Origin of the sequence: Jonesia quinghaiensis DSM 15701 (assembly GCF_000423205.1) — a bacterium.
Lineage (GTDB): Bacteria > Actinomycetota > Actinomycetes > Actinomycetales > Cellulomonadaceae > Jonesia > Jonesia quinghaiensis.
Window position 1 is genome coordinate 300,222 of sequence record NZ_AUHN01000004.1, and the last position, 25,844, is coordinate 326,065.

Here is a 25,844-nt window from a genome sequence, read left to right on the forward strand (position 1 = left end):
GGGTGGGGCGTGGGATTGAGGCAGAAGGGGAAGCGAAAAGCAATGCGACACGATGCGGTGGTGGAGCATCGGCGCCAATACAGGCCACCGTAGTTGGCGTCACGGCCGATGCCGCAGGTGGCGTAAGCACCAAACAGGCCAGCTAGAGGGTGGCGCGTAGCCCCACGACGCACAGCCCGGTCAGACCACCAATGATGAGGAGGTTCACCCATTTGTTCTCAACCAAAATCGCCACGAATTCCCGAATCAACGCACTGGGCAGGAAGTACGTTGCCGTGGGGGCACCGTACACGTGGGCGGTGATGCCTAGTTTGCGGGTGAGCAGGGCGGTGCGGAACACGTGGTAGTTGTTGGTTACCACGGCCATGGGTTCGTCTGGTTCGGGGATGAGGAGCCTGGATTTGATGAGGTTTTCTTCGGTGTTTCGCGCTTGGTCTTCCACGATGATGTCGCCGGATGGCACGCCGTGTTCGGTGAGGTAGTCGCGCATCGCCACCCCTTCAGGCATGGGTTCATCGGGGCCTTGCCCCCCGGAGGGGATGATCACGGCTTCACCGGTAAGCGCCCGGAAGTCCGCGTATTTTTCGATTCCCACGGTGAGTCTGGAAGCCAGCAGTGGGGTGACTTTCCCGTTGATCAGCCCTGACCCGAGGACCACAACGTATTTGGCAACAAATCGTTCAGGTACCGCAGTGTAGAGGAAGGAGTATGCCAGGTAGCTGGCAAACACGAACCCCAAGTATCCCAACAGCATGATGATCCACAGGCTGCCCCAGATCAGCCACGTGTTGTGTTGGGAAAGAATGTAGAACGGCAAAATGGGGGCAACAAGAATGAGTAACCCTAAGGGGATGGTGAGGAGGTTCGCGAGGCTCCTCCCTTCCCGCCGGATCATGGTGACCCCGTTGGCAATCAACACAACAGCTAACGCAGGGATGGACAGCAAAAATGCCACCCCAACGAGGGCGATGCCCACACCCACAATGGTGTTGTTTCCGCCTTGCGCGGTGATGGACAGCACGAGGAACGTGATGGCGAACCCCACGTAAATGGCGTTGCGCATCCGACGGCGGTCAGTGACGAAGCCGTGGGCTGCTGCGGCAGCGAAAACGAGAGTGAGGATTACTTCCACTGTTCAAGTGTGCCCTATAGCCAGCCTCGTTCGGCGGCGGTTCGTGCTGCTTGGACCCGGTTGATGGCGCCGGTTTTCTGGATTGCGGAGGATAAATGGTTGCGCACGGTCCCTGCGGTGAGGTGGAGGGTGTGGGCGATAGCGGCCACGGTGTCGCCGGTTAGGGCGTGCCGCAGTACCTCTTTTTCCCGGTCAGAGAGGGGGTTGGTGCCTTCGCTGAGCGATGCGGCGGCGAGTTCTGGGTCTACAACGCGCAGCCCTCGGTGGACTTTTCGGATTGCTTCGGCGAGTTGCGCGGCGGGTGTGTCTTTGACAACGAATCCGCGTGCTCCTGCTGCGAGGGCTTGTTTGAGGTAGCCGGTTCGCCCGAATGTTGTCACGATGATCACGGCACAGTTGGGGTTAGTTTCGGCGATACGTTTGGTTGCGGCGATTCCGTCGAGGTGCGGCATTTGCACGTCCATGAGGCACACGTCGATGCTGTGTTCAGCGACAAGTTGGGTTGCGTGCAGCCCATCGGCTGCTTCAGCAACCACATCAATGTCAGCTTCGAGGGAAAGTAATGCGGCGAGCCCTTGGCGTACGAGAGCTTGGTCGTCAGCAACGAGAACACGAATAGTCATGATGCTGTCCACTCTATGGTGACGAGGGTGCCGCCGGTGGGTGGGGTGGTGATGTGTGCGGTCATGTTGTTGTCTTGGGCGCGGCTGAGCATTCCGGTGAGTCCGTGACCGTGAACCTGACTGCGAATCTGGCCGTGATCCTGACCGTGCATCTGGTCCTGTCCGTTGCCGTTGCCGTTGCCGTTGCCGTTACCGTTACCGTTACCAGGGTCCGTTGTGTAGTCCGGTACGAGCTGGTCAGGGATACCGTCCCCGTTGTCGTGAACCGTCATGGCACCATCTCGGAATGTCACTGTGCACTGTGTTGCGCCGGAGTGCCGCAGCACGTTGGTGCCCGCTTCGCGCAGTATCCACGCAAGCGCATGCTGGTGTTGGGTTGGGACTGTGTCGGGGCTGCCAACGACAGTGAGGCTGATGTCAGCCTCGGGCATCGTGCAGTGTAGGGCGTCGATTTGGGTGGGGAGGTCGTGGGTTTTGAGCCCGGTCACGACGGATCGGACGTCGGTGAGGGCGTCGCGGATGTGGTCGCGAAGTTGCGCAAGTTCGGCGCGAGCCTGGTCGGGGTTGGTGTCGATGAGCCGTGACGCGAGTTCCGCTTTAATGGCCACCACGGTCAGGGTGTGCCCCAGGGAGTCGTGGACGTCACGGGCCAGGTGGTCGCGCTCTTGGGTGCGAGCTAGTTCGCTACTCATGCGCATGGCGTTGGCATCGAAAATGAACACGCTGGCGAGCACAAAGTTCCCCAGGAACACCCCGACAATGAGGATGGGGAAAAACAGGTTGTCGAGAAGTGTCCCGGTTAGCGCCAAGATGGCCACACTAGCTGCGGTGTAGCCTGCGCCAACGAGCAACGCCATTGGCAACCGCAAAAGGTAGCAGGCCGCGGCAGCCTGAAAGGGGAATGTTGCTAATGCCAGTGGCCCGTTGAACAGCGCCAACAGCCCACTGATCGCCGTGAGCCCGGCGAAAACCCACCACACGCGGGGGTCCGCTGGGCCGAAGATGGGCATCGCAAAGAGCACAAACGCCCACAGGTAGAGCGCACCGAACGCAACAACGAGGGCTATGCCAGCAACTTGGGCAACAGGGTTCGTTTGGTGCTCCAGGATGTAACTGACCTGCGGCGCGAGGAACACCAAGAAAATGCTGGGCAATGCTAGGTCAAGGTGGTTACCCAACCACGTGATGATGGGTTGGAGGCGGGTCATCGCCGTTGCCTTCCTCGTCGGGTCCCCAGCACTGCGAGCGCCGCGAAGAGTGCGATCCACACGGTGATGTTTGCGAGGATGAGCCAGAGTTCGTCGCTGCCTTCGTTGAGGACGACTCCTTCGAGTTGTGGCCATCGTGCTAGTGACACGTAACCGTACAGGGGCGTGAATTTCGCGATGGTGAGCATTGTTCCGCTGAGTGGTGTGAACACGTTGCCGAGGAAGCTGAGGAGCACGATTGCCCCAGATGCGATGCCTGTGGCGGAATCTGATTTGAAGGTTACGGCTATGGCGTACCCCAGGAGGGCGAATATTGAGGACCCGCCCAGGATGAGGAGGAACGTGAAAACCCACACGGAGGGGCTGTCTGCGCGGGCGCCGGTGAGTGCGCCGGTCACAAACACGAAGGTGATGGCTAGTGCTGTGATGGTGAGGGCGACGGCTACTTTTGTCGCGACGATGCGCCTGCCCGATGCGGGGGTGAGGCCTAGTTGGCGGCCCCACCCTTGCATTTGTTCAATTGCGGCGGTCCCGGCGATGCTCGCTGCTGATAGTGCCCCACCGTAGGCGGCCATGGACGCCATGATGTAGAAGCTGACGTTGGCGTTTCCGGCTGGGTCGTCACCGAAGCTTTGGGTTGCCCCGAAGATGATGTACATCGTGGTGGGCATGATGAGAACAAAAATGAGGTTCCCGTAGTCCCGTAGTTGTCGCATCAGGTCGATGCGAAAGAACGTGGTGTTCATTGGGACTCCTTGCTGGTGAGTTGCACGAATGCGGATTCGAGGCTGGGGGCGGTGATTTCCATGTCGCGGGCGCCGTGGGTGAGGAGGTGCAGTGCGTTGTTGTCTGACTCGGTGGTGGTGAGCACTACGCGGTCCCCGTTGCGGTGCACTGCGGTGACACCAGGCAGGGCGTCGAGGGTGGTGGCGTCGAAGTCGGGTGGGAGGACAACGGAAACGGTGCGCCCAGCAGCGATGGAACGTATCTGTGCGGTGGGGCCGTCAGCGATGATGACGCCGTTGTTCATGAGGATGGTGCGTTCGGAGAAGTCTTCTGCTTCTTGGAGGTAGTGGGTTGCGAAGATGACGGTGCGTCCGTCTTGGGCTTCGCTTTGCATGGTGGACCAGAATTCGCGGCGCGCTGACACGTCCATGCCTGCTGTTGGTTCATCGAGGATCAACACGTCAGGGTCTGGTAGTAGCGCTAGGGCGAACTTCAGGCGTTGCTGTTCACCGCCTGAGCATTTTGATACTTTGCGTGATGCTAGGCGGGTGAGGCCGGTGCGTTCCATGACATCGTGTACCCGGTCTGTGCCGAGCCGGTACAGCGACGCGATGGAGGTGACGGTTTCTTTCACGGTAAGGTCGTGGAGGAGCCCACCGGTTTGTAGCAGTGCTGATACCCGACCCGCTTGAACTGCTTTACGCGGTGTTGTCCCAAGCACGCTGATACTGCCTGCGACTGGGGCTGTTAACCCGAGGATCATGTCGATGGTGGTGGTTTTGCCGGCACCATTGGGGCCGAGGAACGCAACGATTTCACCGGCGTTGACGGTGAGGTCCACGCCATCAACAGCCGTGAGTGTCCCCCCGTCTGTGCGGAACGTTTTGGTGACTCCGCTCAGGGTCACCGCAGTGTGAGTGCTCATGCTCTTATCCTTGCGTGCCCCGCATGGTTTGAACACTGCCGCACGTCATGAGCTGACCATGACAGTTGTCATGGCGGGGCTCAAGGTGCGGTTTGGTTGGGTTTCTTGGCAGGGCAATCTGGGTGCTGCATGCCAGCGGTCCCACGCATCGTCAACGCAATGCCGATGCTCGCCGCCGCGCACACCGCAGTGAGCGCCACAACTGCACCCCACCCCAGTTCGGCAAACGCGATGCCGCCGCCCCACCCTACGATGCTTCCACCGGCGTAGTACGCGATGGTGTAGAGAGCTGCGCTGTGCCTGCGAGCTTGCGGGAGGGCGCTACTAGCCCACCCTGCGATGATGCTTTGCGCACCGAAAAATCCGACCGTCACCAAGATCAATGCCACCAATAGTGCCGCAACGTGCGGAACCACACTGAGGGCAAGCCCCACAAGAGAAACCCCAGATGCCACCGCAACCACCGCCCCGCGACTCAACCGTGTAGTGAGGCGGCTCGCGCCCATGGACGCCACGGTGCCCACCGCGAACACGCTGAACATCCACGCAACTGCGGTATGGGAAACATTCAACGGCGCATCAGTCAGCCGAAACCCGATGTAGTTGTAAAACGTCACGAACACCCCCATCACCAAGAACCCTTGCACACACAGCCGCCGCACTGTTGGGGAGGCGAGCGCCACCGCAAACAGACGCACGCTGTGCGAGTGTGAAGCATCGGCATTACGCGGCGCCCACAACAGGAAAACCGCTGTCCCACCTGCACATATTGCCGCTACCGAAAGCACCCCCACTTGCCAAGACCACTGCGCGGTAACCACACCAGAAACAAGACGCCCAACAACACCACCCACAGCATTCCCGGCAATAAACACCCCCGCCCCGTGAGCTGCGCGGTGCGGCGGAAGCAGTGCGTTAGCTTGCGCAAGCGCAAGGGCGGGCACAGCTGCGAGCGCGACTCCGGCAACGAAACGGGCAGCAAGGAACAGCGGCAGCGTGGGTGCGAGGACACTGAGGGCGCTGATGCCGGTGCCAAGTATGAGGGCGATGGTGAGGGAGAGGCGCCACCCGATGCGCGGTGCGGCCAGTACCCACGGGATGACTCCAGCGGCAAGGCCAAGGGTTCCTGCGCTAATGATCAGCCCGGCTTGCGCGAAGGTGATGGACAGGCTGGCCGCGATGTGGGGTAACACCGTCTGTGGGGCGTAGATCTGGGCGAAGGTGACAAGGCCTGCGGCGAAAAGCGCGACGAGTAGGGGCCTGTGGTTGGTGGTGGGTAGCGCATCGGCGGTGTCTGGTTTGGCGGGCTGGGTAGAGCCTTGCGTGGACTTCAGCGCTGGTGGGGTTGTTGGGGTGGCTGGGGTCGGCAGGGTTGGCGTAGGTGCGAGTGCGGTCATGGCAGGTTCCCAGTTGGTGCGTCGCCCCCATGTGGCAGGTTTCGGTACTGAGTGTGCTGTCTAGGACATGCCACACGGTCCCAAAACGTGCCACACACGAGGCGGGTGAGGGTGGTGCGAGGGGCGGAGGTGAGGGGTGAGGAAGTAGAGTCGGCGGCAGGTTGGGTGGAGGTGCGGGGTAGGTTGGTGGAGGGGTGTGGTCTGTAACCTACTCCGCACAATCGCATAACACTAATGTTCTTTTGCTACGAAAACCCATACAGTTTTGTTATGGATTCTGTGGCTCGCCTCCTTCCCCACCTCCCCGTGCTGGCAGCGTTTGCTGACACAGGCCAGGTCACTGCGGCATCGGACGTCTTGGGTGTGCCCCAACCCCAGGTCAGCCGGAGCTTGGCTGCCGCTGAGGCCATCACGGGCATCGGGCTGCGCCACCGTGAAGGGCGGACCGTGACGCCCACGAGGGCGGCGCGCGAGTTGGGCGATGCGGCGAATACTGCGCTCCGCTTGCTTGGGGACGCCTTGGCGGGGTTGGATTCGGCGTTACGTGGGCGAATCAGCATTGCGTTTCAGCATTCGTTGGGTGAGGCGTTGGTGCCTTCTTATATTCGCGATTTCACGCATGCGTACCCTGCGGTGGAGTTTGCGTTGACGCAAGGCTCGCGGGCGGAGTGTTTGGCTGCGCTCGATGCGGGGCGCGCCGATGTTGCGTTCATTGCGGTGGTGCCCGATGCGTTGGCTCACGCGAGTAAGCAGGTTGCGGTGGAGGAACTGGTGTTAGCGGTGCCGCGCACACACCATTTGGTGGGCCGTGACGATGTGACGAGTGGTGATCTTGCCTCTGAGCACCTCATTGCGTTGCGGCACGGGTTGGGGTTGCGCAGCACCATTGATGCGCTTCTTGACCGGTGGGGTGTGTCGCCGCGCGTCGCGTTTGAGGGGCAGGAAATTTCTACTGTGTTGGGGCTGGTGGGGGCCGGGTTGGGGGTGGCGATCGTTCCGCGGCGCACCTATGCGCACGATGTTGTGTTGCTGCCATTCCGGCATCGGGATGCATCGCGACCTATTTTGTTGGTGACCGCACGGCATCGGGCTGTGGGGTTGGCGCCGCAAATGTTTGTTGACCTTGTTCACCGTCAGCTTCACGATGCTGGGCTTGGGGAACATGACATGAGCAGCAGCACTAGCGACAGCGGCGGCAGTAACGGCAGTAGCGGCGGCAACAACATCGGGGGTACTAACGCGTAGGCGCAACGATGCCCGGTGACTGTCTCACTGTCACCGGGCATCGTTGGTTGCGCGCGACCCACCCTGGCACGCGCTGGGTGTGGCGGGCTACTGGATGGTGAATCCTTGTTGCTCACCGTAGGTTGCTGAGGCGTCACCCCATTGCACGAAGGCGTCAGCTAGTGGCGTGTTGCCGTTGTAGGCGTCCGCGCCGTAGTCGTTGAAGATGGAGTTTGCGTACACCTGGAAGGGGAGGTACTGCCAACCTTCACCAACACCACCTGCGGCTTTGGAAAGGACTTCGTTAACTTTTTGGCCGCCGAAGTACTCAAATTCGCGGTCCAAGAAGCCAGGTTCATTCAGTGTTTCCACTGTTGCTGGGAACGCACCACCCTCTACCCGAATGTCGATGCCCTCCCCAGCTGAAGCGAACTCAACAAATTCGTAGGCTAAGGCTTTCTGGTCGCTGCCTTCCATGACAGCCATGGAGCTTCCACCATTTTCTGCGGTGACGAACTCACCTTCGTTCCACTGTGGCATGTCAGCAACAGCCCATTTACCGGCGCCGTCTGGCACACCTGATTCGAGGTTTCCGGGCATCCACGCACCGATGACGAGGGAGGCGATTGTGCCGTCGCCCAACCCTTGGTACCACTCGTCACTCCATGAACCGATGGGGGCGAGGAGGTCCTCGTCGATCATGGTTTGCCACATTTCTGCGAACTGTTTACTTCCCTCGTCGGTGAAGTCGACGGACACTGTTGTGTCATTAACCTCGTAGGGGCGCCCGCCAGCCTGCCACATCATGGAGGTTGTGAAGCCTGCGTCACCGGTGTCGTTGATGAGGTACACGTCGTTTTCTTTGAGTGTGCGCGCCGCCTCAAGGAACTCATCCCACGTGGTGGGGACGTCAACGTCGTACTTTTCAAAAACTTCGGTGTTGTAGAACAACGCCATGGGGCCTGAATCCAGCGGCAACCCCCACACGCTGTCCCCTTGGGAAAGAGCAGACCACGGCCCAGTGGTGAATGTTCCATCAAGTTCCGATGCACCCATGGGGCCGATGTCTGCGAGTGCACCACCGATGGAGAACTGTGGCACAGCGAAGTATTCGATTTGCGCGAGGTCGGGGCCACCTGTTTCTGCTGCGACGGCGTTTTGTAGGGCGATGTATTGGTCGTTTCCGGTGCCTACGTTGACGACGTCGACTGTGACATCGGGGTGTTCTGCGGTGAAGGCTTCGGCGACGTCGGCGATGGTTTGGTCCCATGCCCACACGGTGAGTTCGCCGGACAGTTCGCCTGAATCGTTGGTGGGGGCTGCGGTGGGGTCGTCGCTCCCGCCGCCTCCGCATGCTGCGAGTGTCAGTGCGAGTGTTCCTGCGATGGCACCGGTGGCAAGTAATTTCTTGTGAATGGCCACGTGTGGCCTCCTTCCTGACCCAGTTCCCGCATCGGGCTCTGGCTTGTGCAGGGTGACCCTGCTGGTTCTCTTCGTTGAGTGTTCAGCACAGTGCGTTGTGCCACGTCCGTGTGGCACATCTGGGTGATGTTTACGTCAACATCTGAAGTGAAGGTAGCATGTTGACGCAAACATCGTCAACGCCCAACGTGATGCACTTCTCAGCGCAATGGCGGAAATTTTCATTCTGTTTCACCATGTGAACGTGAACATGGGTATCCTGTCCTCATGGACAGCGTGGCCCCTACCGAATCGCCCACTCCCACCCGGAAACGGCTAGGACCTTCAATTGGGGATGTTGCACGCCTCGCTGGAGTGTCCTCCCAAACTGTTTCCCGCGTCTCCACTGGAGCTGAACGGGTCCGCCCAGAAACCCGAGACAAAGTTCTCGCCGCAATGGAGAAGCTAGGGTACTCGCCCAATCACGCTGCGCGCGCCCTGCGCTACGGGCGCTTCGGGTCCATCGGTGTCATCGCCCACCACCTGTCACGCACCGGAGAATTCCACACCATCGACGCCCTGGTGGAAGCAGCCCGAAAAAACGGTTTCACCGTCAACCTGATCGACGTTGAGTCCCCCTCCTCCGACGACGTCTCCGTCGCCGTGCAACGCCTCACCCACCAATCCATTGATGGACTGGTCATCATCCGCGCGGAAACCGCGACCCCTGACACGTTGCAACTCCCCCGCCGCCTGCCAATCGTGGTGTCAGACTCGCGATTCATTGGCCACCACCCAGCCGTCAGCACCGATCAGCGGGCCGGAATCGCCCAAGCTGTCCGCCACCTCCTCGACCTCGGCCACAACACCGTGCACCACCTAGCTGGCCCAGCCGACTCCTCCCCCGCCGGGGTGCGTATCCAAGCGTGGCAAGAAACCCTCACCTCCCACGGGCGCCCAGTTCCTGAGGTCCTCCGCGGGGATTGGTCGGCAGCTTCCGGGCATGCCGCTGGCGCAAAACTCCTTGATGACGCCTCAGTTACCGCAATACTGTGCGCCAACGACGAAATGGCGGCCGGTTTCATGCGCGCCGCACACGAACGTGGACTGCGCGTACCTCACGACGTGTCCATCATCGGTTTTGACGACATCCCCCTTTCGCCCTACCTATGGCCACCGCTGACCACCGTGCGGCAAGACTTCAGCGCAGTTGGCACCGCGCTCATGGATGTCCTGTTCCGCCAAATTCGTAGCGGCCAACCACTCACCGACCACCGCACCACCATCCCCACTGAACTGATAGTGCGGGGCTCCACCGCCGCTCCACGGACATAACGGCCACCTCACCGCCGATGGGATGACGCGCGCCGGTCCGGGAAAATAGTGGCACGACGCCTCGGGCATTTAACCTCGGGCATTGACGATGCCGAGAATTGTTGATGTATCTAAGATGTCCTTATGGGGAGATTGAATAACATCGTCGGATGTTGGCCTATTGAACACCGGGCCCACCCGATGCGTATAGCCACAGCGATCCTCGGGATGCAAACGTTTCTGGTGCTCATCGCCGTGTTCGTTGTGCCTATCGCCACTCACGACACAACAGCAGGGTCTGCACTTATCCAACTCATCAGCCCAACAAATCTTCTAGGCATCTGCTTAACCACTGCCGTGTTGTGCTACCTCAGCACTCATGGGGCACAGTGGGGTTTTCTTCGAAAAACCTCCACATCTGTTGCGGCATGTATTGCCTGGCTTTTCCCCACCGCCATACTTGGAGTCATCATCGCTGGGTTCAGCCGTGAAACCCTCACCCTCTCAGGGTCCTTGAGTGCACAGGTGTCGACTTCACTAAACGCCGGTGGAATCCTCATCATGTGCGCGTGCATTACCTACCTTGTCATGCGCGCAGGCCAATCACAGGCGACCCGCATGACGATGCCCGGCGGGTAATAAAAAGCTGCTCACACAATCGCCGTGACCGATAGACTCAGCACAAGGAATCGACCACACCAGGAGCAGTAGTTATGGCCCGCCAAGACCGCACCACAGAACCTCAACGGCCAAGAAAATCTCGCGGACTGCGATTCACTGAAGGTTTGCTTCCCGTCTTTGGCCCAGCTCAGGTCAGTGACCCCACCAAACCTAGCCGCCCTGACACAGATGCTGAACGCCAACGCGAAGCTGACCTGCGCACCCAACTTGTCCGAGTCACCGCACCTGACGGGTCAACATACGTTGTTGAACGCCCCATCAACGACACCCCAGAACAGTCAGTATGAGCGGCACAACACCAGCGGCACCGATGGATATTGCGGCCGCTGAAGCATTCTGGGAACGCTACGCTCAAGCGCACCCGGACCGTATGGCGGCATGCGACAGTTACATCATTGACCGGTTTGGGGACTCCCTCGAACTCAATAACCAGCTCATGGCCCTGGTGTTAGCTGGCGACAAAACAGCAACCGCAGCACTCGTCGCCGAATTCACCTGGGCGGGTGAGCAACTCCCCGTGATCGGTTCGCACTGGGTGGCCTGCGACGGGCACGGTGCGCCACGTGCGATTCTGCGATCCACGGAATTGCGCATCGGCCCCTTTCACTCATGCACTGAAGCGTTCGCCGCCGATGAAGGCGAAGATGACCGCACCCTAGAATCCTGGCGCCGGGAACATCAGCGTTACTGGACGCGCGTTCTGGCTCGACACAACCTCGCCTTCCACGACGACATTGACGTGGTTTTTGAGCGTTTTGAGGTTGTTGCCACCGCGTGACCTGAAGATCTCCACGGCTTGTCCCCACTGTGTCGCGGTTCTGCGGTTCGCCGGTTACTACTGTGGACCTCATGCCTAACCTGGCACTCACGCCTGCGCTCCACGATGCGAAAGCCCACCCATGACATCACACCTCACCGCCCTAGCGACCCTCGCTACGACTGCGGCAAGCGGCGATGAGCCGCAGTACGACGGTTTCATTGGGTGGGTGTTGCACCTCATGGACACGTTCGGGGAAGTGGGTGTGGGGTTAGCTGTTTTCATTGAAACGTTTGTTCCACCGATCCCCTCCGAGGCGGTGTTGCCCGGCGCGGGGTTCCTCGCTTATGACGGGCAAATGAATGCGTGGCTTGCCTGGTTGGCGGCCACTATTGGCGCGGTCATCGGCGCATGGTTGTGGTATTGGATTGGTGCGGCCCTTGGTGCGCGGCGCACCAGGGCGCTGGTGGGGCGGATCCCGCTGATGGAGTACGACGACTTTGACCGCGCTGAAGCGTTCTTCGCCCGGTGGGGTGGGGTTGCTGTTTTTGTTGGCCGATGCGTGCCACTCGTTCGGTCTTTTGTGTCCATTCCAGCGGGTATTGAGCGCATGAACTTCGCCAAGTTCACGGCCTACACTCTCGCTGGTTCTGGCCTGTGGAATGGTTTGTGGATCGGGTTGGGTTACGCGTTTGGGCCTGCGATCCGGCCGGTTCTTGAACAATGGAGCGGTGTGCTCTCCAACGCTGTGCTCGTCGTCATTGCGGTGTTGGTGGCGTGGTTTGTTGTGGTGCGGGTGCGCAGGTTGTTGCGGGTTCGCCGCGCTGATATGCCCTGACACTCAAAGCACCACCCACCTATGGACCAAGCCTTGTGGATAACTCGGCCGCTGTGGGTGTTCTCCACAGCGGCCGGTCCACATGTTCACCTGCGTTGGGTGCCAGTTCACCAGGTGACGCGGGCTAGCCACGCACCCGGTCGTTACGGCAGATCAGGCAGTTAACCCCTGCTTCAGCGACTGGGTGGGGCGACCAATGAGGTCACTCAAGTCAGAAGTAACCTCAGCCATCAAACCGTCACGAATGTTCTGGTCTGCAGCAGCGAGGAACCCAGCAGTACCCTCGTCAAGACCAGCACCAATAAGCGCTTCGGTGTACCGTTCCACGGACATGTCCGTGTAGGTCACTTCACGGCCCACAATGCCACCCAAAGCGGCAGCCAAGTCAGTGTAGGTGAAGGCTGTGTCACCGGTTAGGCCATACGTTTTACCCTCGTGGCCCGCGCTTGTCAGCACAACTGCCGCAGCATCGGCAAGGTCAGCGCGGGTTGCACCAGCAACTTTCCCTTCACCAGCGGCACCAATGATTCCGCCTGTTGCGCGCGCTTGGTCCACAAGCCCTTGGTAGTTCTCGATGTACCAGCCGTTACGCAGGATCGTGAAGGGAACACCGGAGTCCTTGATGGCAGCTTCTGTTACTTCGTGTTCTGGGGAAACAACCAGTCCGGGGAAGGCACTGGTGTAGACGATGCGCCCAGCGCCCGATGCTTTCACAGCGTCCAACACTGCGGAGTGTTGGGCAACGCGCTGGCCAATAGCGGAACTTGAGATGAGCAGGACAGCATCTGCACCGGTGAAAGCGCCTTCAAGGGTGGCAGGGTCGTTGTAGTCCACGGCAACAACGTTGATGCCCTTCGCGGCGTAGTCGCTGAGGGTTTCGGTGCGACGGCCGGCGGCGGTGATGTCGGTGGGGGCCACGCCGCGTGCGAGGAGGGAATCGAGAACGAGACGGCCCAGGTGTCCGGTGGCTCCGGTAACGACTACTGACATGGTGGGTCCTTTCAAGGAAACATTGCGGTCATCTGCATCAACGGGCTGGTGTGGCAAGCAATTCCAGGTTTTCCACAGGCACTTTGAAGTGCCTATCTCACCGCCCGGCAACCATGCTGGTCACGTTGTTGAACGGTCATGGGCGGGCACTCATACCGGCGACCTCAAGCACCGACGGAGTTAGGCTGTCACGTATTCGGCGAGGTGTTGGCCGGTCAGTGTCGAGCGGTCAGCCACAAGGGCGGTAGGTGTTCCTTCAAAGACGATGTTCCCCCCGTCATGCCCTGCACCTGGCCCCAGGTCAATGATCCAGTCCGCATGAGCCATCACTGCCTGATGGTGCTCAATGACAATGACGGATTTGCCGCTATCCACAAGCCGGTCTAACAGGGCCAAGAGGTGTTGCACATCGGCCAAGTGAAGCCCTGTTGTTGGTTCATCAAGGATGTATATGTCACCTTTACCACCCATGTGGGTGGCTAGTTTGAGGCGTTGGCGTTCACCGCCAGACAGCGTTGTTAACGGTTGCCCCAACGTGATGTACCCCAACCCGACGTCAACCAACCGTTGCAAAATAGTCGCAGCAGCGGGAGTGCGGGCATCCCCGTGGGAGAAAAACTCATGCGCCTGCTCAGCAGGCAACGCCAACACCTCGCTGATGTCTTTACCCCCGAACGTATGCTCCAACACCTCAGCGCTGAAGCGTTTACCCTCGCACTCCAGGCAGGTACTTGCCACCGATGCCATCATCCCCAGGTCAGTGAAAGTGACCCCAACACCGTTACATGCCGGGCACGCGCCCGCCGAGTTCGCTGAGAACAATGCAGGTTTCACACCGTTAGCTTTCGCGAACGCTTTACGGATTGGCTCCAACAACCCGGTGTACGTTGCCGGGTTGGACCTGCGTGAGCCACGAATCGGTGTTTGGTCAATAGCGATCACACCATCACGCGGCGCCACGGACCCGTGGATGAGTGAGGATTTCCCCGAACCCGCCACCCCTGTCACCGCAACCAACACACCGAGCGGGATGTCTACATCGACCGCGTTGAGGTTGTTGTCCGATGCCCCCCGAACTTCCAGCCCCCCTTGCGCAGGGCGGGTGGTTTCCTTCAGGTGAGCCCGGTCATCAAGGTGGTGCCCGGTGAGCGTGTCACTAGCCCGCAGCCCTGAAACGTCGCCTTCAAAGGTGATGGTTCCGCCGCGGGTGCCAGCGGCGGGACCAAGGTCAATAACGTGGTCGGCTATTGCGATCATTTCTGGTTTGTGTTCCACCACCAGCACCGTGTTGCCCTTGTCTCGTAGCTGAAGGAGCAGGTCATTCATGCGCTGAATGTCGTGCGGGTGTAGCCCGGCGCTCGGCTCATCAAAAATGTAGGTGACATCGGTGAGAGCTGACCCCAAATGCCGCACCATTTTGGTTCGTTGGGCCTCCCCGCCCGACAGTGAACCTGATGGGCGATCCAACGACAAGTACCCCAACCCGATGCTCACAAATGAGTCAAGCGTGCGGGACAGTGTCTCAACTAGCGGGGCAACAGAAGGTTCTTTGATCTGCGCCACCCACTGGGCAAGGTCAGAGATCTGTAACGCACACACCTCTGCGATGTTCTTGCCATCAATACGCGAGTTACGGGCTCCTTCAGACAAGCGCGTTCCCTCACAATCAGGGCACACCATGAACGTCACGGCCCGTTCAACAAACGCACGAATATGCGGTTGCATGGCATCGGGATCTTTAGACAGCATCGACTTTTGTATTTTCGGAACTAAGCCCTCATACGTCATGTTTGCGCCCGCGACCGGTACCTTCGTTGGTTCACGGTACAAAAAGTCGTGGAGTTCGCGCTTGGTGTACTTCTCAATGGGCTTGTCAGGGTCAAGGAACCCGGACTCGCTAAAAAGCCGAACGTACCAACCATCCGCGGTGTACCCCGGAATAGTTATTGCCCCTTGAGCCAGAGATTTCGTGGCGTCAAACAGTTGGGTGAGGTCAATATCATTCACCTTACCGATGCCTTCACAGCGCGGGCACATGCCACCCACCAGCGAATACGTCTGTTTCTCTGTGGTTTTGTTCCCCCGTTGCACAGTAATAGCACCTGACGCTTGCACGGAGGGGACGTTGAAGGAGTACGCCTGGGATGACCCAATATGCGGCTGTGCGATACGTGAAAACAGTGTGCGCAATAGTGCGTTTGCATCGGTGACTGTGCCCACTGTGGAACGCGAATTTGCGGTCATTCGCTCCTGATCGACAATGATCGCGGTGGTCAGTCCATCTAACTGGTCCACTTCAGGGCGAGCCAACGTTGGCATAAAACCCTGCACAAACGTGGAATACGTTTCATTGATGAGTCGCTGAGATTCTGCGGCGATGGTTGCAAACACCAACGATGACTTACCCGACCCCGACACCCCCGTGAACACAGTGAGCCTGCGTTTAGGGATGTCAACGCTGATGTTCCGAAGGTTGTTCTCCCGGGCGCCACGCACCCGAATAATGTCGTGGGAATCAGCTGGGTGGCTGGGCGCTGGGGAGGCAGTCATAACCCCATTGTTGCTGCACCCTGTGACACAGGCAACACACACATCGGCTGGTGGTTGCGCATGGCAACGGAAGGCGCGGGGCACAGCAACGGGCGGGCAGGTTACCAAGACCTGCCCGCCCGTTTGTCCAGGCTGCGTTACGTCATGCGCGCTATAAGTTCAGCGCTGCGGAACAGGGCTCCCCCTGTTCCGTGACGCGAATCGCTAGATGTATGTCGGGGTGAGCGCCTCGTAGTCGGCAACAGACCCGTCCTTCATGCACACCTCAATGATGGCGCGGCCCAGTGGGTCGAGGTCATCGGTGAGGAATTGTTCCAGTTCAGCTTTGAAGAAGTCAGACAGGATCTTCGCACCCGTGTCATACGCTTCGACACCAACTTGTGACTGGTTCTCCGGTTGCAGGAAGGTGGGGCGCACCTGTTGACCGTCGATTTTCACCTCTTTGAGGGCGTACCCGAACAGTGCGCAGCGAGCTGGGGTGAGTTGTTCTTCACGGATCTTGCCACCCCCACGGCGTGCAAGGTATTCGCGGGTTAACCATTCGGCGGTGAACCCAACTTTGTACGCGCCGATGTGCTGGTTGGGTGTGAGCACGTAGCGGGTACGGTCTGCGTCCATGAGTTGTTTGAGGAGCAGGTTCGCGGCGGCTACTTTGGTGCCGGTGGAGAATGGCCAGTACGAGCCGACACCTTCGGAAACCAACCCGCCGTGTGCGAGTTTGTCGGTTTGTTCAGCGGATTCACCAATGGAGGGGTTTTTGTCTCCACGTGGCGCGATGAGGCGCCACAGCCAGGCGAGGGCTGGTGGCACGATGTGCATCATGCCCATAATCCCGTAAGTGGGGTTGTCCCGGGTGCAGGCAGGCATGCGTGCACCGAAGGTGCGGACGTCGATTTCGGTGGGTTCGGAGATGACGTCTTTGATCATGCGGCGCGGGATGACGACGCGCGGGTTGGGGCATGGTTTGCCGTTTGAGTCTGGTTCGTGTTCCCAGGGTAGGCAGGTGGCGCCTGGCATGCCGGAGATGTTGAAGAAGACCAGTGGTGTTTCTGGGTGGATCACTGCGCGTTCGAAGCTTGGGTCTTCGCCGTAGGTTTTCATGTTGTCGACGCGCACGAACCAGCCGTCTTCTGCGTCGGCGACGGTGAGTTTACCGTTACCTTTTTGCAGGTCGATGTGGCACAGCGTCATGTCATCAGTGACGGGGGCGAGTTGTGAGGACTCGGCGAGGTTGATGTAGTACGGCTCGTTGCTGACAACGTTGGTTCCAAGCAGGATACGACCGTCTGATTGGCGGCGAATGTCTTGGCACATTTCGGATTTACCACCACCGGAGGCACCTTCGTGCATGATGACGGTTTCGTTGTCGTACGGGGTGGTGACGCGCACTGATGATGCGTGTGCGGTGAGCCAGCCTTCTTGTTCACCAATGTCTAGCAGTGCCGAGAACACACCTTTTTTGGCTGATGGGCCGGGGTACAGGTTGTACGCAAAGATCTCGTGGAGGGTGTCGGAGCGGTCGTGGACTACTACTTGTTTGCCCTCGAAGTGGGTGTGGCGGAAGGGTGGGGCTGCGTACATGATGCTGCGCGGGGTGAAGGGTTCAATCTCGTCGATCCCTACCCAACCTTGGAGGTCAACGAGGGCGGTGGCGAAGAAACCTGTGTTTGCGGGGATGATTGCCAATGATGGTGACCCGTAGGTGAGTCCACCGGCTTTGAAGGGCACCACAATGAGGTCTTGGGTGGCCAACCAGTCGAGGGTTTCTTGTTTGAGTGATGCGAAGTCGTACCCGTAGACGTCTTTGAATCGGGGTTTGTCGGTGGGGCGGTCGTCCGCGATGCGCATGCAATTGGGGTCGCGGCGGCGAATGTAGTCTTCGGGGTAGTTCACGGCGATGCCGTTTTTGCAGCGAACAACTGTTGCCTCGGTGACCACGCCGTTTCCGGGGACCTGGTATTTCACCTCGAACGTGTCCGCGCCGTCTGGCCCAAGTGAGAGTTCGTAGAGTTCAGCTCGAGTTCGAGGGACGATGATACTTGGGGCCGCCTTGAGCGCATCAGCAACGGCGGGTGGCAGGTCGACCTTGGACAGCAATAGTTCCACGAGATCCTCCTCAGGCTCAGGCACACGGGTTTTTTACTTCACTGTGTTGACCCGTGCTGCGGTGCACGTTGCCCGCCCCCTGCACCAACATCGGTACATGTGCAGACGTGTGCCATTAACTTGAGGCTAGTGTTGAATACCCCTTTACCGGATGGGACCTTTGTACCGACTTTTCCGGCGGTAACTGTCTGGGCAACGGCGCACTAAGTTCTCATCGAGGTAAAACTTCAGCAAAGAGAAGGGTTTTCAGTGCCAAGAACGAGGCAATGGCACCTATTCAGTGACCGGGAGACCTCGACGACGTTGCCGAGTATCTTCACCAGCCCACCACACCACCAGCAACGCGAGGAGGGTGAGGCCCGTCCCGATCATTTCCCCAGCCCTGGGGCGGTCAATAACCACGAACACAATATTCGCGATCACGTAGATGGCGGGCACTATCCCACCGAGCCACACAGGGTTACGGCGACTCAACCAGACGTGGCCGAACACTAAACCCAGCCCAAGGGCTCCGCCTATAGCGAGCACGAAGGTCGGGACATCAGCAATCGAATCGTATTCCATAATGTCCGGACTGCTCCTTGCGCCGCAATATCAATATTCTCGCGTTTACCTTACCAATACCCCTCAACGAGTAGCGCGCAACACCACGAACCCGCGTTGCACAGCAATCAACGATCCGGCACACAACACTGCGACCCCCACCAGTGAGGTCGCGTAGCTCGACACGGGCAGTAGTGCCGCGAGGATGCTGGGCAACAGGAAACCGGCATAGGTGATCGAGTAATACACCCCGGTTAACCCGGCAAGGTCTTGCGGGGTGGCGATGCTCTGCACGATGAGGAGAGCCGCAACCACACAAATCCCGTACGCGGCGCCAAGTACCACCCCAACGAGTAGCACAAAAATGGGGTCCTTGAGGATCGCCGCGATAACCGCTAGCACCATTCCCGCGGTCATCGCGACCAGCCCAACGGTGAGCGCTCGGCCACCGGTTTTCCGGTTGATGGCGGGCACAGCATTTTGGATGAGCGCACCGGTTCCTAGCGTCAAAATCGTCAACGCCGATGCGTAAATGGTGGTGCTATCCCCCAGTTGGTCTTGCACAACGGCAGGCATAATCGCATACGCGACACCGGCCGCCCCAAACACCCACGGCGCTGCGGGGAGCACCAGGCGCATAAATGTGCGGTGCCCTGCCGCTGGAACAGCGAGGTCTTTCCACCACGGTTGGGTGGTGCGCTGCCCGGCGGGCAGCGACTCTGGCACCCACGCAAGGAGCACTAACGCAACTACACTCAGCAGGGCGTGGACTGCGTACGGCAGGATGGCGGGCATCGGCCCCCATTGCACGAGCGCCCCTGTTACTGCAGCGCCGATGCCAAACCCGAGTGTCATGGTCAGTGCGGGGCGGCGAGCCCCGGCGCTCACACCGGCACGCGGGTCGAAGGGCGGGGAGGACAGTTCTTTCATCCAGCTGGTACCAACGGACATGGCAACCCCCACTGATGCGCCTGCGAGCGCGCGCCCAAGGCAGAGCAGCCAGAAGGTGTGGAGCCCGGCTGCGACGAGGGCACTGGCGATGAGTGCCAGGATCATCGCGCCGATGAGGAGGGGTTTGCGGCCGTGTTGGTCGGAGATCGCGGAGGCGATGAGGAGGCCGGGGACGAGCCCGAGGACGTACGTGCCGAGGAGGAGGTTGGCTTGCCAGGGGTGGTAGTGGCCGACTTGTTCGTAGAAGTGCAGGAGGGGTGTGAAGTGGTTGCCACCCCAGGCGAGGAGGAACACGGTGGGGGCGAGGAATAGCCAGTAGGGGCGTTGGTGCATACCGGCTGGTTGCGTCGCTGGTTGTGTCGCCGTTGTGGGTGTCGAGTTGGACGCGAGGGTGGGGGTGGCGTCGGTGGTGGTCATGGTGCGTCCGTTGGCTGTGGCGGGGTGGTGGGGAAGTGTGCGTTGTGGAGGTGGCGGGTGGCAAGTTCACCGAAGGCTGTTGCGTTGCCTTGTTGGGCGAGTTGCGCGAGGGTGTGGTGTTCGGTGAGGAACGTGGTGATGAGGTGTGGGTTTGCGAGGACCGCTTGGTAGGTGAGGCGGGCGAGGCGGGGGGCGAGGTTGTCGAGCATGCCGGTGATGACGGTGTTTCCGGAGGAGCGGATGATGCGGGCGTGGAATCGGTAGTCGTCGGCGGCGAAGGCGAGGGCGTCGGTGGTGTTGGTGGATGCTTCTTGGCGGTCAAGGAGGATGGTGAGGTCGTGGCCGAGAGTTTCGAGTTCGTGGGGTTGGTCGGTGAGGCGGGTGACTGCTTGGGTTTCGAACATGACGCGCACGGCGATGAGGTCGAGAACGTCGTTGGGGGTGAGTGCGGTGACGGTTGCGCCTTTTTTGGGGGCGATTCGCACGAGGCCCCAGCGTTGGAGTTGCAGCATTGCTTCGCGGGCTGGGGTGCGGCTTGCGCCGTGTTGGGCGGCGAGTTCCACTTCGGTGAGGAGGTCGCCTTCGCGGTAGTGGCGTTCGACGATGCGTTGGGCGGTGTGTGCTGCGATGTGTTGTGCGATGGGTTGCGACTTCCCACCGGGGGTGTCGAGTGTTTCCCAGGGCAGGGTGGTGTGGTCGCGTGGCGGCACCGACTGGTTCATTACTTCATCGTACTCCTGATGCATGCATTAATGCATGCATCACTGAGGTGTGGGTTTGTGATGTGCACCGCGCCTTTAAGATGGCAGCATGATCGCCCCCGCACCTGACGTTTTTGACACCACCGGCGCTAAGTGCGTCACGATGCTCCTGAAAATCCGAGCTCGTCTCGCTGAGCTACCCGTTGGCGGTCAACTCGTCGTGGTTTCTGATGACCCAACATCGGTGTATGACCTGCCCGCCTGGTGCCACATGACCCACCACACCTACGTAGGCGTGGAACACGACGGTGAGGTTTTGCGGCACACCCTTGAGGTCACCGACAAGTCTGTCCGCTCCACCGCTGGGCGCGCCTGGGCGTCCCCTACCCCCTGATGCGACACCTCTGACATCGAATACTGACGTAACGGAATATCATAGGAAAAGCGACGTCAGGACTATTGTGAAGAAATTGTGCATTGTATTGGCGTTTGGGCTCGTTGCTGGGACAGGCGGGTGCAGCACAGTTGGCCAAGCGTCGTGCCTTGACGGCACTGAAAGCCCCGAAGGCGCCCTTTCAGTGTTCGTCGATGCCGTGTCAGAAAACGACGCCGAGGAGGCGCAAAAGTACCTCCAAGTTGGTAATACCGTTGACGAGGCGGAATTTGACGCGTTGCGCAATTCGTTCGAAAACGCTGACGGCGGCAATCTCAACGTGACTGAAGTAGATCAAGCAGGAACCCAATACATCTTTCAGATCACCACCGGAGATGACGCGGAACTCCTCAAAGAAATCAACGTCACCGCCAACGAGGACAATGGGTCGTGCTACTCCGTCGTGTGGGGCAACTTCCCCCAAACCCCTGACGATCCTGAGTCAAGCCCAGCAACCCCATAGCTCCGCTATCATCTCCCGTACCAGGCAACCGCTGACGGCATCACACGGTACGCGAGATGAAAGCCCCCACCGCGACAAGCATCGTGAAACCGACGATGCCCGCCCCAGCGAACAGCGCATCGGCTCGCCCCAACGCAACGGGTTTCCACACGGTGCGTTCCCCGGTACGTAGCCCGCGTGTTTCCAACGCGAGCGCAACCCGTTCCGATGATCGAATAGATGTCACCAGCAGCGCAAACGCGCACCGGCCAAAGTCTGCGACAGTGAACCGTGGCTCGCCGTGGCGGTTGCGTGGCGCCCGCACCGCGTGGGCGGCGCGGATCGTTGACCAGTGGTGAGGCATTGAATCGAGGAGCCGGTGCCCGGCCATCAACGCCGATGCGAACCGGGGTGACAACCGTGCGTGCTGCTGCAACGACACCATGAGGTCGCGGGGCGGGGTGGACGCCAGGAAAGCCACCGTTAACGCGCCAATGATCAGTGTACGTAGGGCTAGCGCAACACCCATCGCTGCGCCTTCGCGGGTGGCGACCAGTGGGCCAAAAGTGGCGATGACTTCGCCTGGGCGGGTGACAGCGTTCACCATGAACACCCCCACCCCGAAAAGCACAAACGGTGACATGACGAGCGTCAGCCGGGCGACTGGTACACCCGCGCCCACTGTCACGGCAAGGAGCACTGCCGCCAACACCACGGCCACAGTGACCGGGTCGGTGAGGAACATAATGCCCAGCGACACCACGGTCAGTACTGCCACTTTGACTGTTGGGTTACGGCGGATCAACCACTGCGCTGATGCTGTACCAACCAGGTTCATCGCGTTACCTGCGCAACTCGGATAGGGGCCAACGCATCTGTCCCGCCGTGCGTAACAGTGGCATCTGGCAGTTTTGAGTTGAGTGCGCGGGCGTCCAGTGCGCGGAGCACCTGCTGGCAGGCGGTGTTGTTGGGAGTGCGCGCCGCGACCCACGCGATCAGTGGTGGCACCGCTAGTCCCGCCTTGTCCACCAAAGCAGGGTCACGGAACAGTTCCCACGGGGTGCAATCAGCAAGTAACCGCCCTTGGTGGAGTACCACCACGCGGTCTGCGTAAGTCGCAACCGCCCGCATGTCATGGCAGGAAAACACCACGCCATGTCCGGCACGGCTATGCTCACGCAACGCCGTCAATACCGCCGATGCACCATGCCGGTCCAACCCAAAAGTTGGTTCGTCCGCACACAAAAAGGCATGATCGTGGGCGAGCATCGACGCCAACGACAAACGCCGTTTTTGGCCACCCGATAACGAAAACGGTGACTGCTCAGCGTGCCCGTCAAGCCCAAACCTCACCAGCAACTCATCAACACGGTGGTGGTGTTCTGCCGCGACGTTGTGGCTGACCTCGCCGCGCACCGTGTTGCCCATGAACTGGTGCTCCGGGTTTTGGAATACCATGCCCCCGCGTGGCCCTGTGAGGGTCCCCGCAACTGGCGCATCGAGCCCGGCAAGTGCTCGCAGTAGCGTTGTTTTCCCAGTACCGTTCGCCCCAATGAGGGCGACCAGTTCACCTGTGTGAATGGCAAGGTCCAGCCCAGCAACCACAGGGGTTTGCTGGTTGGTGCGTGATTGTTCGCGGCGTGAATCGTGAGGTTTTCTGGGGCGCTTTCGCTGTGCTTTTCTGCCCAGGCCAGACCTCGGTGCGACCGCCAACTGCTCTGCGAGAAGAGTTTGTCTTCTCTCCCCCAGCCCCTTCCCCGTCTCCCCCCGTGCGGATGCCACCCCACCTAACGCCACCTCTCCTAACGCCACCTCTCCTAACGAAAGTGGGATTGCGCCCACTTTCCCTTTCGAAAGTGGGCGCAATCCCACTTTCGATTGGGGGTTTACGGGGGTGGGGGGCACAGGGGTGGAGTTTACGGGGGTGGGGACAAGTAACGCCTCCTGGATGGCAGGGTTCGCCAAGCCGCCCAACTCACCGAAAACACCCAACAGTTCCACATCCAACGGCAACCAACAGCCCCGCCGCACCAGCATCCGCGCAGTCTCCGCATCAATACTGTCAGCAGGACCATCCCACACCACAGCGCCACGGGCATCGAGCAACACCCACCGGGGCGGAAGCTCCGCGACCCCACCATGGGCAGCAATTTCATCGAGACGATGCTCAATAAGAACCTGCGCGGCACCCGTCTGTTCCCGCACACTCGCCAACGCGGCCGTGACATCACGAATGCCCTGGTGGTCCAGCATTGACGTGGGTTCATCGAGCAGCAGCAGCTTAGGGTTGCCCACAATCGCGGCCGCGAGCGCAACCCGCTGCAACTCTCCACCGGAGAGTTGCGTGGTGTGGCGACCGGTTAGGTGACCCACCCCCGCAAGATCGGCAGCGGCGCGCACCCGCTCACCAATCTGCGAAGGTGGGACGGCTGCGTTCTCGAGAGGGAAAGCAATGTCGTCCTCCACGAGCGTGAAACACACCCCAGACCACGGGTCTTGCGAAACAACACCGGTGACATCAGCGTTGTCTGCCGGGTCGTGGTTAGCCATGTCCCGGCCAAAAACATGCACGGTGCCGTGCGCTTCGGCGTGGATGGCGTGCGGGATCGCACCAATGATGCGCTGCAGCACGGTGGATTTTCCCGACCCTGACGGCCCCATAATGAGCACCGACTCCCCCGGTTTGATGCTCAACGTGACCGGCCCGGTGTGCTGCCCGCTAGGGAACTGCACCGTGACATCCGTGCACCTGACCGCTGGTAGGTTTTCGGTCTCCTGAGGCGCGGTGTGCGCGGGTGGGGCTGGTTGAGGCGCGGGTGGGGCTGGTTGAGGCGCGGTGTGCGCGGGTGGGGCTGGTTGAGGCGCGACGCGTGGGGTTACGGCCTGCGTGGTCACACCTTGCGGCGTCACACTTTCCGTGGTCACGGTGTGCGCGGTGGTCACGGTTTGGCCTCGCGCACAATGGCGAAGTTGTTTAACGCACCCGTGCGTACCAGCGCGTCAACAATGACCTTCGCAAGGAGCCCACCAAGAATCACCCCAGAACCGCATTGAATGGCGAAACGCAACCAGAAAATGTCCTGCCCAAACCAGCCCATACGGAACGCCGAGTAGAAGAACACAATCCCCGCACCTAACAACCCGGATAGCGCATAGACACCCCATGTGAAACGGCGGTACCGGGTGAGTGCGAAGGCAAGTTCGCTACCAAAACCTTGCAGGAACGCGGCGATGAGTAACACGGGGCCCATTGGTGAACCGAGGAAGAAAATCTCCACCGCGGCGGCAACAAGTTCCGCAATGATTCCCACACCGGGGCGGCGAATAATCGCCAACGCAATGGGCGCCACAAGAAGCCACCCACCAAAGAGGATGTGCTGCGACAGGTCACCGGCTGGGCCCATCGCAACGGTCAGCACGTTCCATGCCTGGACAAGCACCCAGTACAGGAAACCAAACACAACGGATAGCGTGACCATCAGGACGATGTCACGCATCTGGAGCATTGGGCGTTTCCGTTGCTGCGGGGTTGCGGGGGCAGGGGGTGTTACTGGGGTCGAGCTTGTCGATGCGGGACCGGGTTGAGGAGTGCTCTGCGGTGCACTGGTGGTGCCGCTGGTTGGTTGAGGGGTGTCGCCTGCGGGTTGGGTGGTGTCGTTGGCTGGTTGTGGAGTGTCACCCGTGGTGTTCGTGGTCATCAGTGCGCTCCTTCAGGTGCGGCGTTACCGGTAGCGTTGTTGGCGGTGTGGCTGGGGCTGTTGATGGACAGTGTGAGGTGGCTGGTGACGTGTTGGACGCTGCGCCCCACAGCCGTCCACGCGGCGACGACCTGCTCTAGGACGACACCTAGGTCACCTTCCAAACGGGTGACATAGTGTTCCGAACCCCGGTTAATACCGGTTTCTTGCGTCGCTGCGATGGCCGCATAGATGGCACTCATGTGGGCGGGTTCCACCGGGTTTCCGGCTTCATCGAGTGCGGCTGGTGTGCCAGTTCCTAGCGGGTAGAGCGCCCATTCGGCAGCCACCCAATTACCCGTTTCCCGGCCCTTGGGTGCGTTGATAGCCCGCGGTCCAGCGCCGCCTGGTAGCGCGCACGCAACCTCACCAGGGCACCCGCGTGACAGATGAACACTGACTGATGCGTGATGCCCGCTGGCGGCAACAGCGCTGGTCACGTCGGTGAGGTAACGCAACACGTCCTGCTCGTGGCCACCCACCCAGGTCGACACGTCACCTGTGGTGAGCGACAGGCCGTGCGGGCTCGCGGTATTCAGGGCACCAAGAATGACATCCACATAGGAGTCAGACATGACAGAAATGGTGATGCGAGCGCCCACACCAAACATCAGTGGGTCGGTGGTGAACGCCTCAGCTGGGGCGGGGGTTTGCGTCGTTGTCATGGGGTCCTTTCCGTGTCGTAGCACGGAAAGGAGACCACCCAGTCACCAGGGCGCGCCTCTTCACGGATGTGAATGGGCGAGGT

At 60.2% G+C, this 25,844-nt stretch carries 25 protein-coding genes; 8 read left to right on the top strand and 17 right to left on the bottom strand.

Features of this window, described 5'->3' with window-relative positions:
* Window positions 1-142: 142 nt before the first annotated feature.
* The 6 genes from G538_RS0101430 to G538_RS14485 all read right to left on the bottom strand — a co-directional run bounded on the left by G538_RS0101430 (window position 143) and on the right by G538_RS14485 (window position 6,011).
* The gene (locus G538_RS0101430; RefSeq protein WP_029067913.1) at window positions 143-1,132 is read right to left on the bottom strand and encodes a YdcF family protein; all 990 of its coding nucleotides are present in this window, start codon (window positions 1,130-1,132) and stop codon (window positions 143-145) included.
* A gap of 14 nt (window positions 1,133-1,146) precedes the next feature.
* The gene (locus G538_RS0101435) at window positions 1,147-1,755 is read right to left on the bottom strand and encodes a response regulator transcription factor (RefSeq protein WP_029067914.1); all 609 of its coding nucleotides are present in this window, start codon (window positions 1,753-1,755) and stop codon (window positions 1,147-1,149) included.
* Window positions 1,752-2,963: a histidine kinase gene (locus tag G538_RS17150; protein WP_051196445.1), complete on the bottom strand. Its 1,212-nt coding sequence runs from the start codon at window positions 2,961-2,963 to the stop codon at window positions 1,752-1,754. The genes G538_RS0101435 and G538_RS17150 overlap by 4 nt, the downstream gene beginning before the upstream one ends.
* On the bottom strand, window positions 2,960-3,709 hold the full coding sequence (locus tag G538_RS0101445) for an ABC transporter permease (protein ID WP_029067915.1): 750 nt from the start codon (window positions 3,707-3,709) through the stop codon (window positions 2,960-2,962). Before G538_RS0101445 ends, G538_RS17150 begins: the two co-directional genes overlap by 4 nt.
* Window positions 3,706-4,614, bottom strand: a complete 909-nt coding sequence (locus tag G538_RS0101450) for an ABC transporter ATP-binding protein (RefSeq protein ID WP_029067916.1) — start codon at window positions 4,612-4,614, stop codon at window positions 3,706-3,708. The genes G538_RS0101445 and G538_RS0101450 overlap by 4 nt, the downstream gene beginning before the upstream one ends.
* A gap of 80 nt (window positions 4,615-4,694) precedes the next feature.
* Window positions 4,695-6,011 (bottom strand): MFS transporter, encoded by a 1,317-nt coding sequence (locus G538_RS14485; RefSeq protein WP_051196446.1) that lies wholly within the window; start codon window positions 6,009-6,011, stop codon window positions 4,695-4,697.
* A gap of 270 nt (window positions 6,012-6,281) precedes the next feature.
* Here G538_RS14485 and G538_RS14490 point away from each other — a divergent pair, with 270 nt between their 5' ends.
* The gene (locus G538_RS14490; RefSeq protein WP_051196447.1) at window positions 6,282-7,256 is read left to right on the top strand and encodes a LysR family transcriptional regulator; all 975 of its coding nucleotides are present in this window, start codon (window positions 6,282-6,284) and stop codon (window positions 7,254-7,256) included.
* 87 nt (window positions 7,257-7,343) lie between these two features.
* Here the strand turns inward: G538_RS14490 and G538_RS0101470 are convergent, their stop codons facing one another.
* Window positions 7,344-8,657, bottom strand: coding sequence for an ABC transporter substrate-binding protein (locus tag G538_RS0101470; RefSeq protein WP_029067917.1), 1,314 nt, complete (start codon window positions 8,655-8,657; stop codon window positions 7,344-7,346).
* A 267-nt stretch (window positions 8,658-8,924) separates the two neighbouring features.
* On the opposite strand from G538_RS0101470, the gene G538_RS0101475 reads away from it, so the two are divergent.
* The 5 genes from G538_RS0101475 to G538_RS0101495 all read left to right on the top strand — a co-directional run bounded on the left by G538_RS0101475 (window position 8,925) and on the right by G538_RS0101495 (window position 12,226).
* Window positions 8,925-9,971, top strand: coding sequence for a LacI family DNA-binding transcriptional regulator (locus G538_RS0101475; protein ID WP_029067918.1), 1,047 nt, complete (start codon window positions 8,925-8,927; stop codon window positions 9,969-9,971).
* Window positions 9,972-10,094: 123 nt separating this feature from the next.
* Window positions 10,095-10,589, top strand: coding sequence for a hypothetical protein (locus G538_RS0101480; RefSeq protein WP_157544258.1), 495 nt, complete (start codon window positions 10,095-10,097; stop codon window positions 10,587-10,589).
* Window positions 10,590-10,663: 74 nt separating this feature from the next.
* A complete protein-coding gene (locus tag G538_RS14495; protein WP_051196448.1) occupies window positions 10,664-10,918 on the top strand; it encodes a hypothetical protein in 255 nt (84 codons plus the stop codon).
* The gene (locus tag G538_RS0101490; protein WP_029067920.1) at window positions 10,915-11,409 is read left to right on the top strand and encodes an ASCH domain-containing protein; all 495 of its coding nucleotides are present in this window, start codon (window positions 10,915-10,917) and stop codon (window positions 11,407-11,409) included. The genes G538_RS14495 and G538_RS0101490 overlap by 4 nt, the downstream gene beginning before the upstream one ends.
* 121 nt (window positions 11,410-11,530) lie before the next feature.
* A complete protein-coding gene (locus G538_RS0101495; protein WP_029067921.1) occupies window positions 11,531-12,226 on the top strand; it encodes a DedA family protein in 696 nt (231 codons plus the stop codon).
* A 153-nt stretch (window positions 12,227-12,379) separates the two neighbouring features.
* Here G538_RS0101495 and G538_RS0101500 read toward each other — a convergent pair whose 3' ends face one another.
* The 6 genes from G538_RS0101500 to G538_RS17155 form a co-directional block, all read right to left on the bottom strand.
* Window positions 12,380-13,216, bottom strand: coding sequence for an NAD(P)H-binding protein (locus G538_RS0101500; protein ID WP_029067922.1), 837 nt, complete (start codon window positions 13,214-13,216; stop codon window positions 12,380-12,382).
* 180 nt (window positions 13,217-13,396) lie between these two features.
* Window positions 13,397-15,766 carry an ATP-binding cassette domain-containing protein gene (locus G538_RS0101505; protein ID WP_029067923.1) on the bottom strand — a complete coding sequence of 790 codons (2,370 nt, stop codon included), beginning with the start codon at window positions 15,764-15,766 and terminating at the stop codon, window positions 13,397-13,399.
* Between the two features lie 204 nt (window positions 15,767-15,970).
* Entirely contained in the window at window positions 15,971-17,896 is a 1,926-nt protein-coding gene (locus tag G538_RS0101510) for a DUF4914 family protein (protein ID WP_245566759.1), read from the bottom strand.
* 249 nt (window positions 17,897-18,145) lie between these two features.
* Window positions 18,146-18,436 (bottom strand): hypothetical protein, encoded by a 291-nt coding sequence (locus G538_RS0101515; RefSeq protein WP_029067925.1) that lies wholly within the window; start codon window positions 18,434-18,436, stop codon window positions 18,146-18,148.
* A 63-nt stretch (window positions 18,437-18,499) separates the two neighbouring features.
* Window positions 18,500-19,783, bottom strand: a complete 1,284-nt coding sequence (locus G538_RS14500) for an MFS transporter (RefSeq protein WP_245566760.1) — start codon at window positions 19,781-19,783, stop codon at window positions 18,500-18,502.
* The gene (locus G538_RS17155) at window positions 19,780-20,505 is read right to left on the bottom strand and encodes a GntR family transcriptional regulator (protein ID WP_051196449.1); all 726 of its coding nucleotides are present in this window, start codon (window positions 20,503-20,505) and stop codon (window positions 19,780-19,782) included. The genes G538_RS14500 and G538_RS17155 overlap by 4 nt, the downstream gene beginning before the upstream one ends.
* 88 nt (window positions 20,506-20,593) lie before the next feature.
* Between G538_RS17155 and G538_RS14510 the strand changes: the two genes are divergently transcribed.
* Both G538_RS14510 and G538_RS0101535 read left to right on the top strand, forming a co-directional pair.
* Window positions 20,594-20,878, top strand: coding sequence for a sulfurtransferase TusA family protein (locus G538_RS14510; RefSeq protein WP_051196450.1), 285 nt, complete (start codon window positions 20,594-20,596; stop codon window positions 20,876-20,878).
* 67 nt (window positions 20,879-20,945) lie between these two features.
* The gene (locus G538_RS0101535) at window positions 20,946-21,380 is read left to right on the top strand and encodes a hypothetical protein (protein WP_029067926.1); all 435 of its coding nucleotides are present in this window, start codon (window positions 20,946-20,948) and stop codon (window positions 21,378-21,380) included.
* 40 nt (window positions 21,381-21,420) lie between these two features.
* Here the strand turns inward: G538_RS0101535 and G538_RS0101540 are convergent, their stop codons facing one another.
* From G538_RS0101540 to G538_RS0101555, 4 genes are read right to left on the bottom strand one after another with little or no spacing between them, the layout of a single operon-like run.
* Window positions 21,421-22,197 carry an energy-coupling factor transporter transmembrane component T family protein gene (locus G538_RS0101540; protein WP_029067927.1) on the bottom strand — a complete coding sequence of 259 codons (777 nt, stop codon included), beginning with the start codon at window positions 22,195-22,197 and terminating at the stop codon, window positions 21,421-21,423.
* A complete protein-coding gene (locus G538_RS0101545) occupies window positions 22,194-24,302 on the bottom strand; it encodes an ABC transporter ATP-binding protein (RefSeq protein WP_029067928.1) in 2,109 nt (702 codons plus the stop codon). The genes G538_RS0101540 and G538_RS0101545 overlap by 4 nt, the downstream gene beginning before the upstream one ends.
* Window positions 24,299-25,057, bottom strand: a complete 759-nt coding sequence (locus G538_RS14515; protein ID WP_245566761.1) for an ECF transporter S component — start codon at window positions 25,055-25,057, stop codon at window positions 24,299-24,301. The genes G538_RS0101545 and G538_RS14515 overlap by 4 nt, the downstream gene beginning before the upstream one ends.
* On the bottom strand, window positions 25,057-25,761 hold the full coding sequence (locus tag G538_RS0101555; protein ID WP_029067929.1) for a YkoF family thiamine/hydroxymethylpyrimidine-binding protein: 705 nt from the start codon (window positions 25,759-25,761) through the stop codon (window positions 25,057-25,059). Before G538_RS0101555 ends, G538_RS14515 begins: the two co-directional genes overlap by 1 nt.
* Window positions 25,762-25,844: the final 83 nt, after the last annotated feature.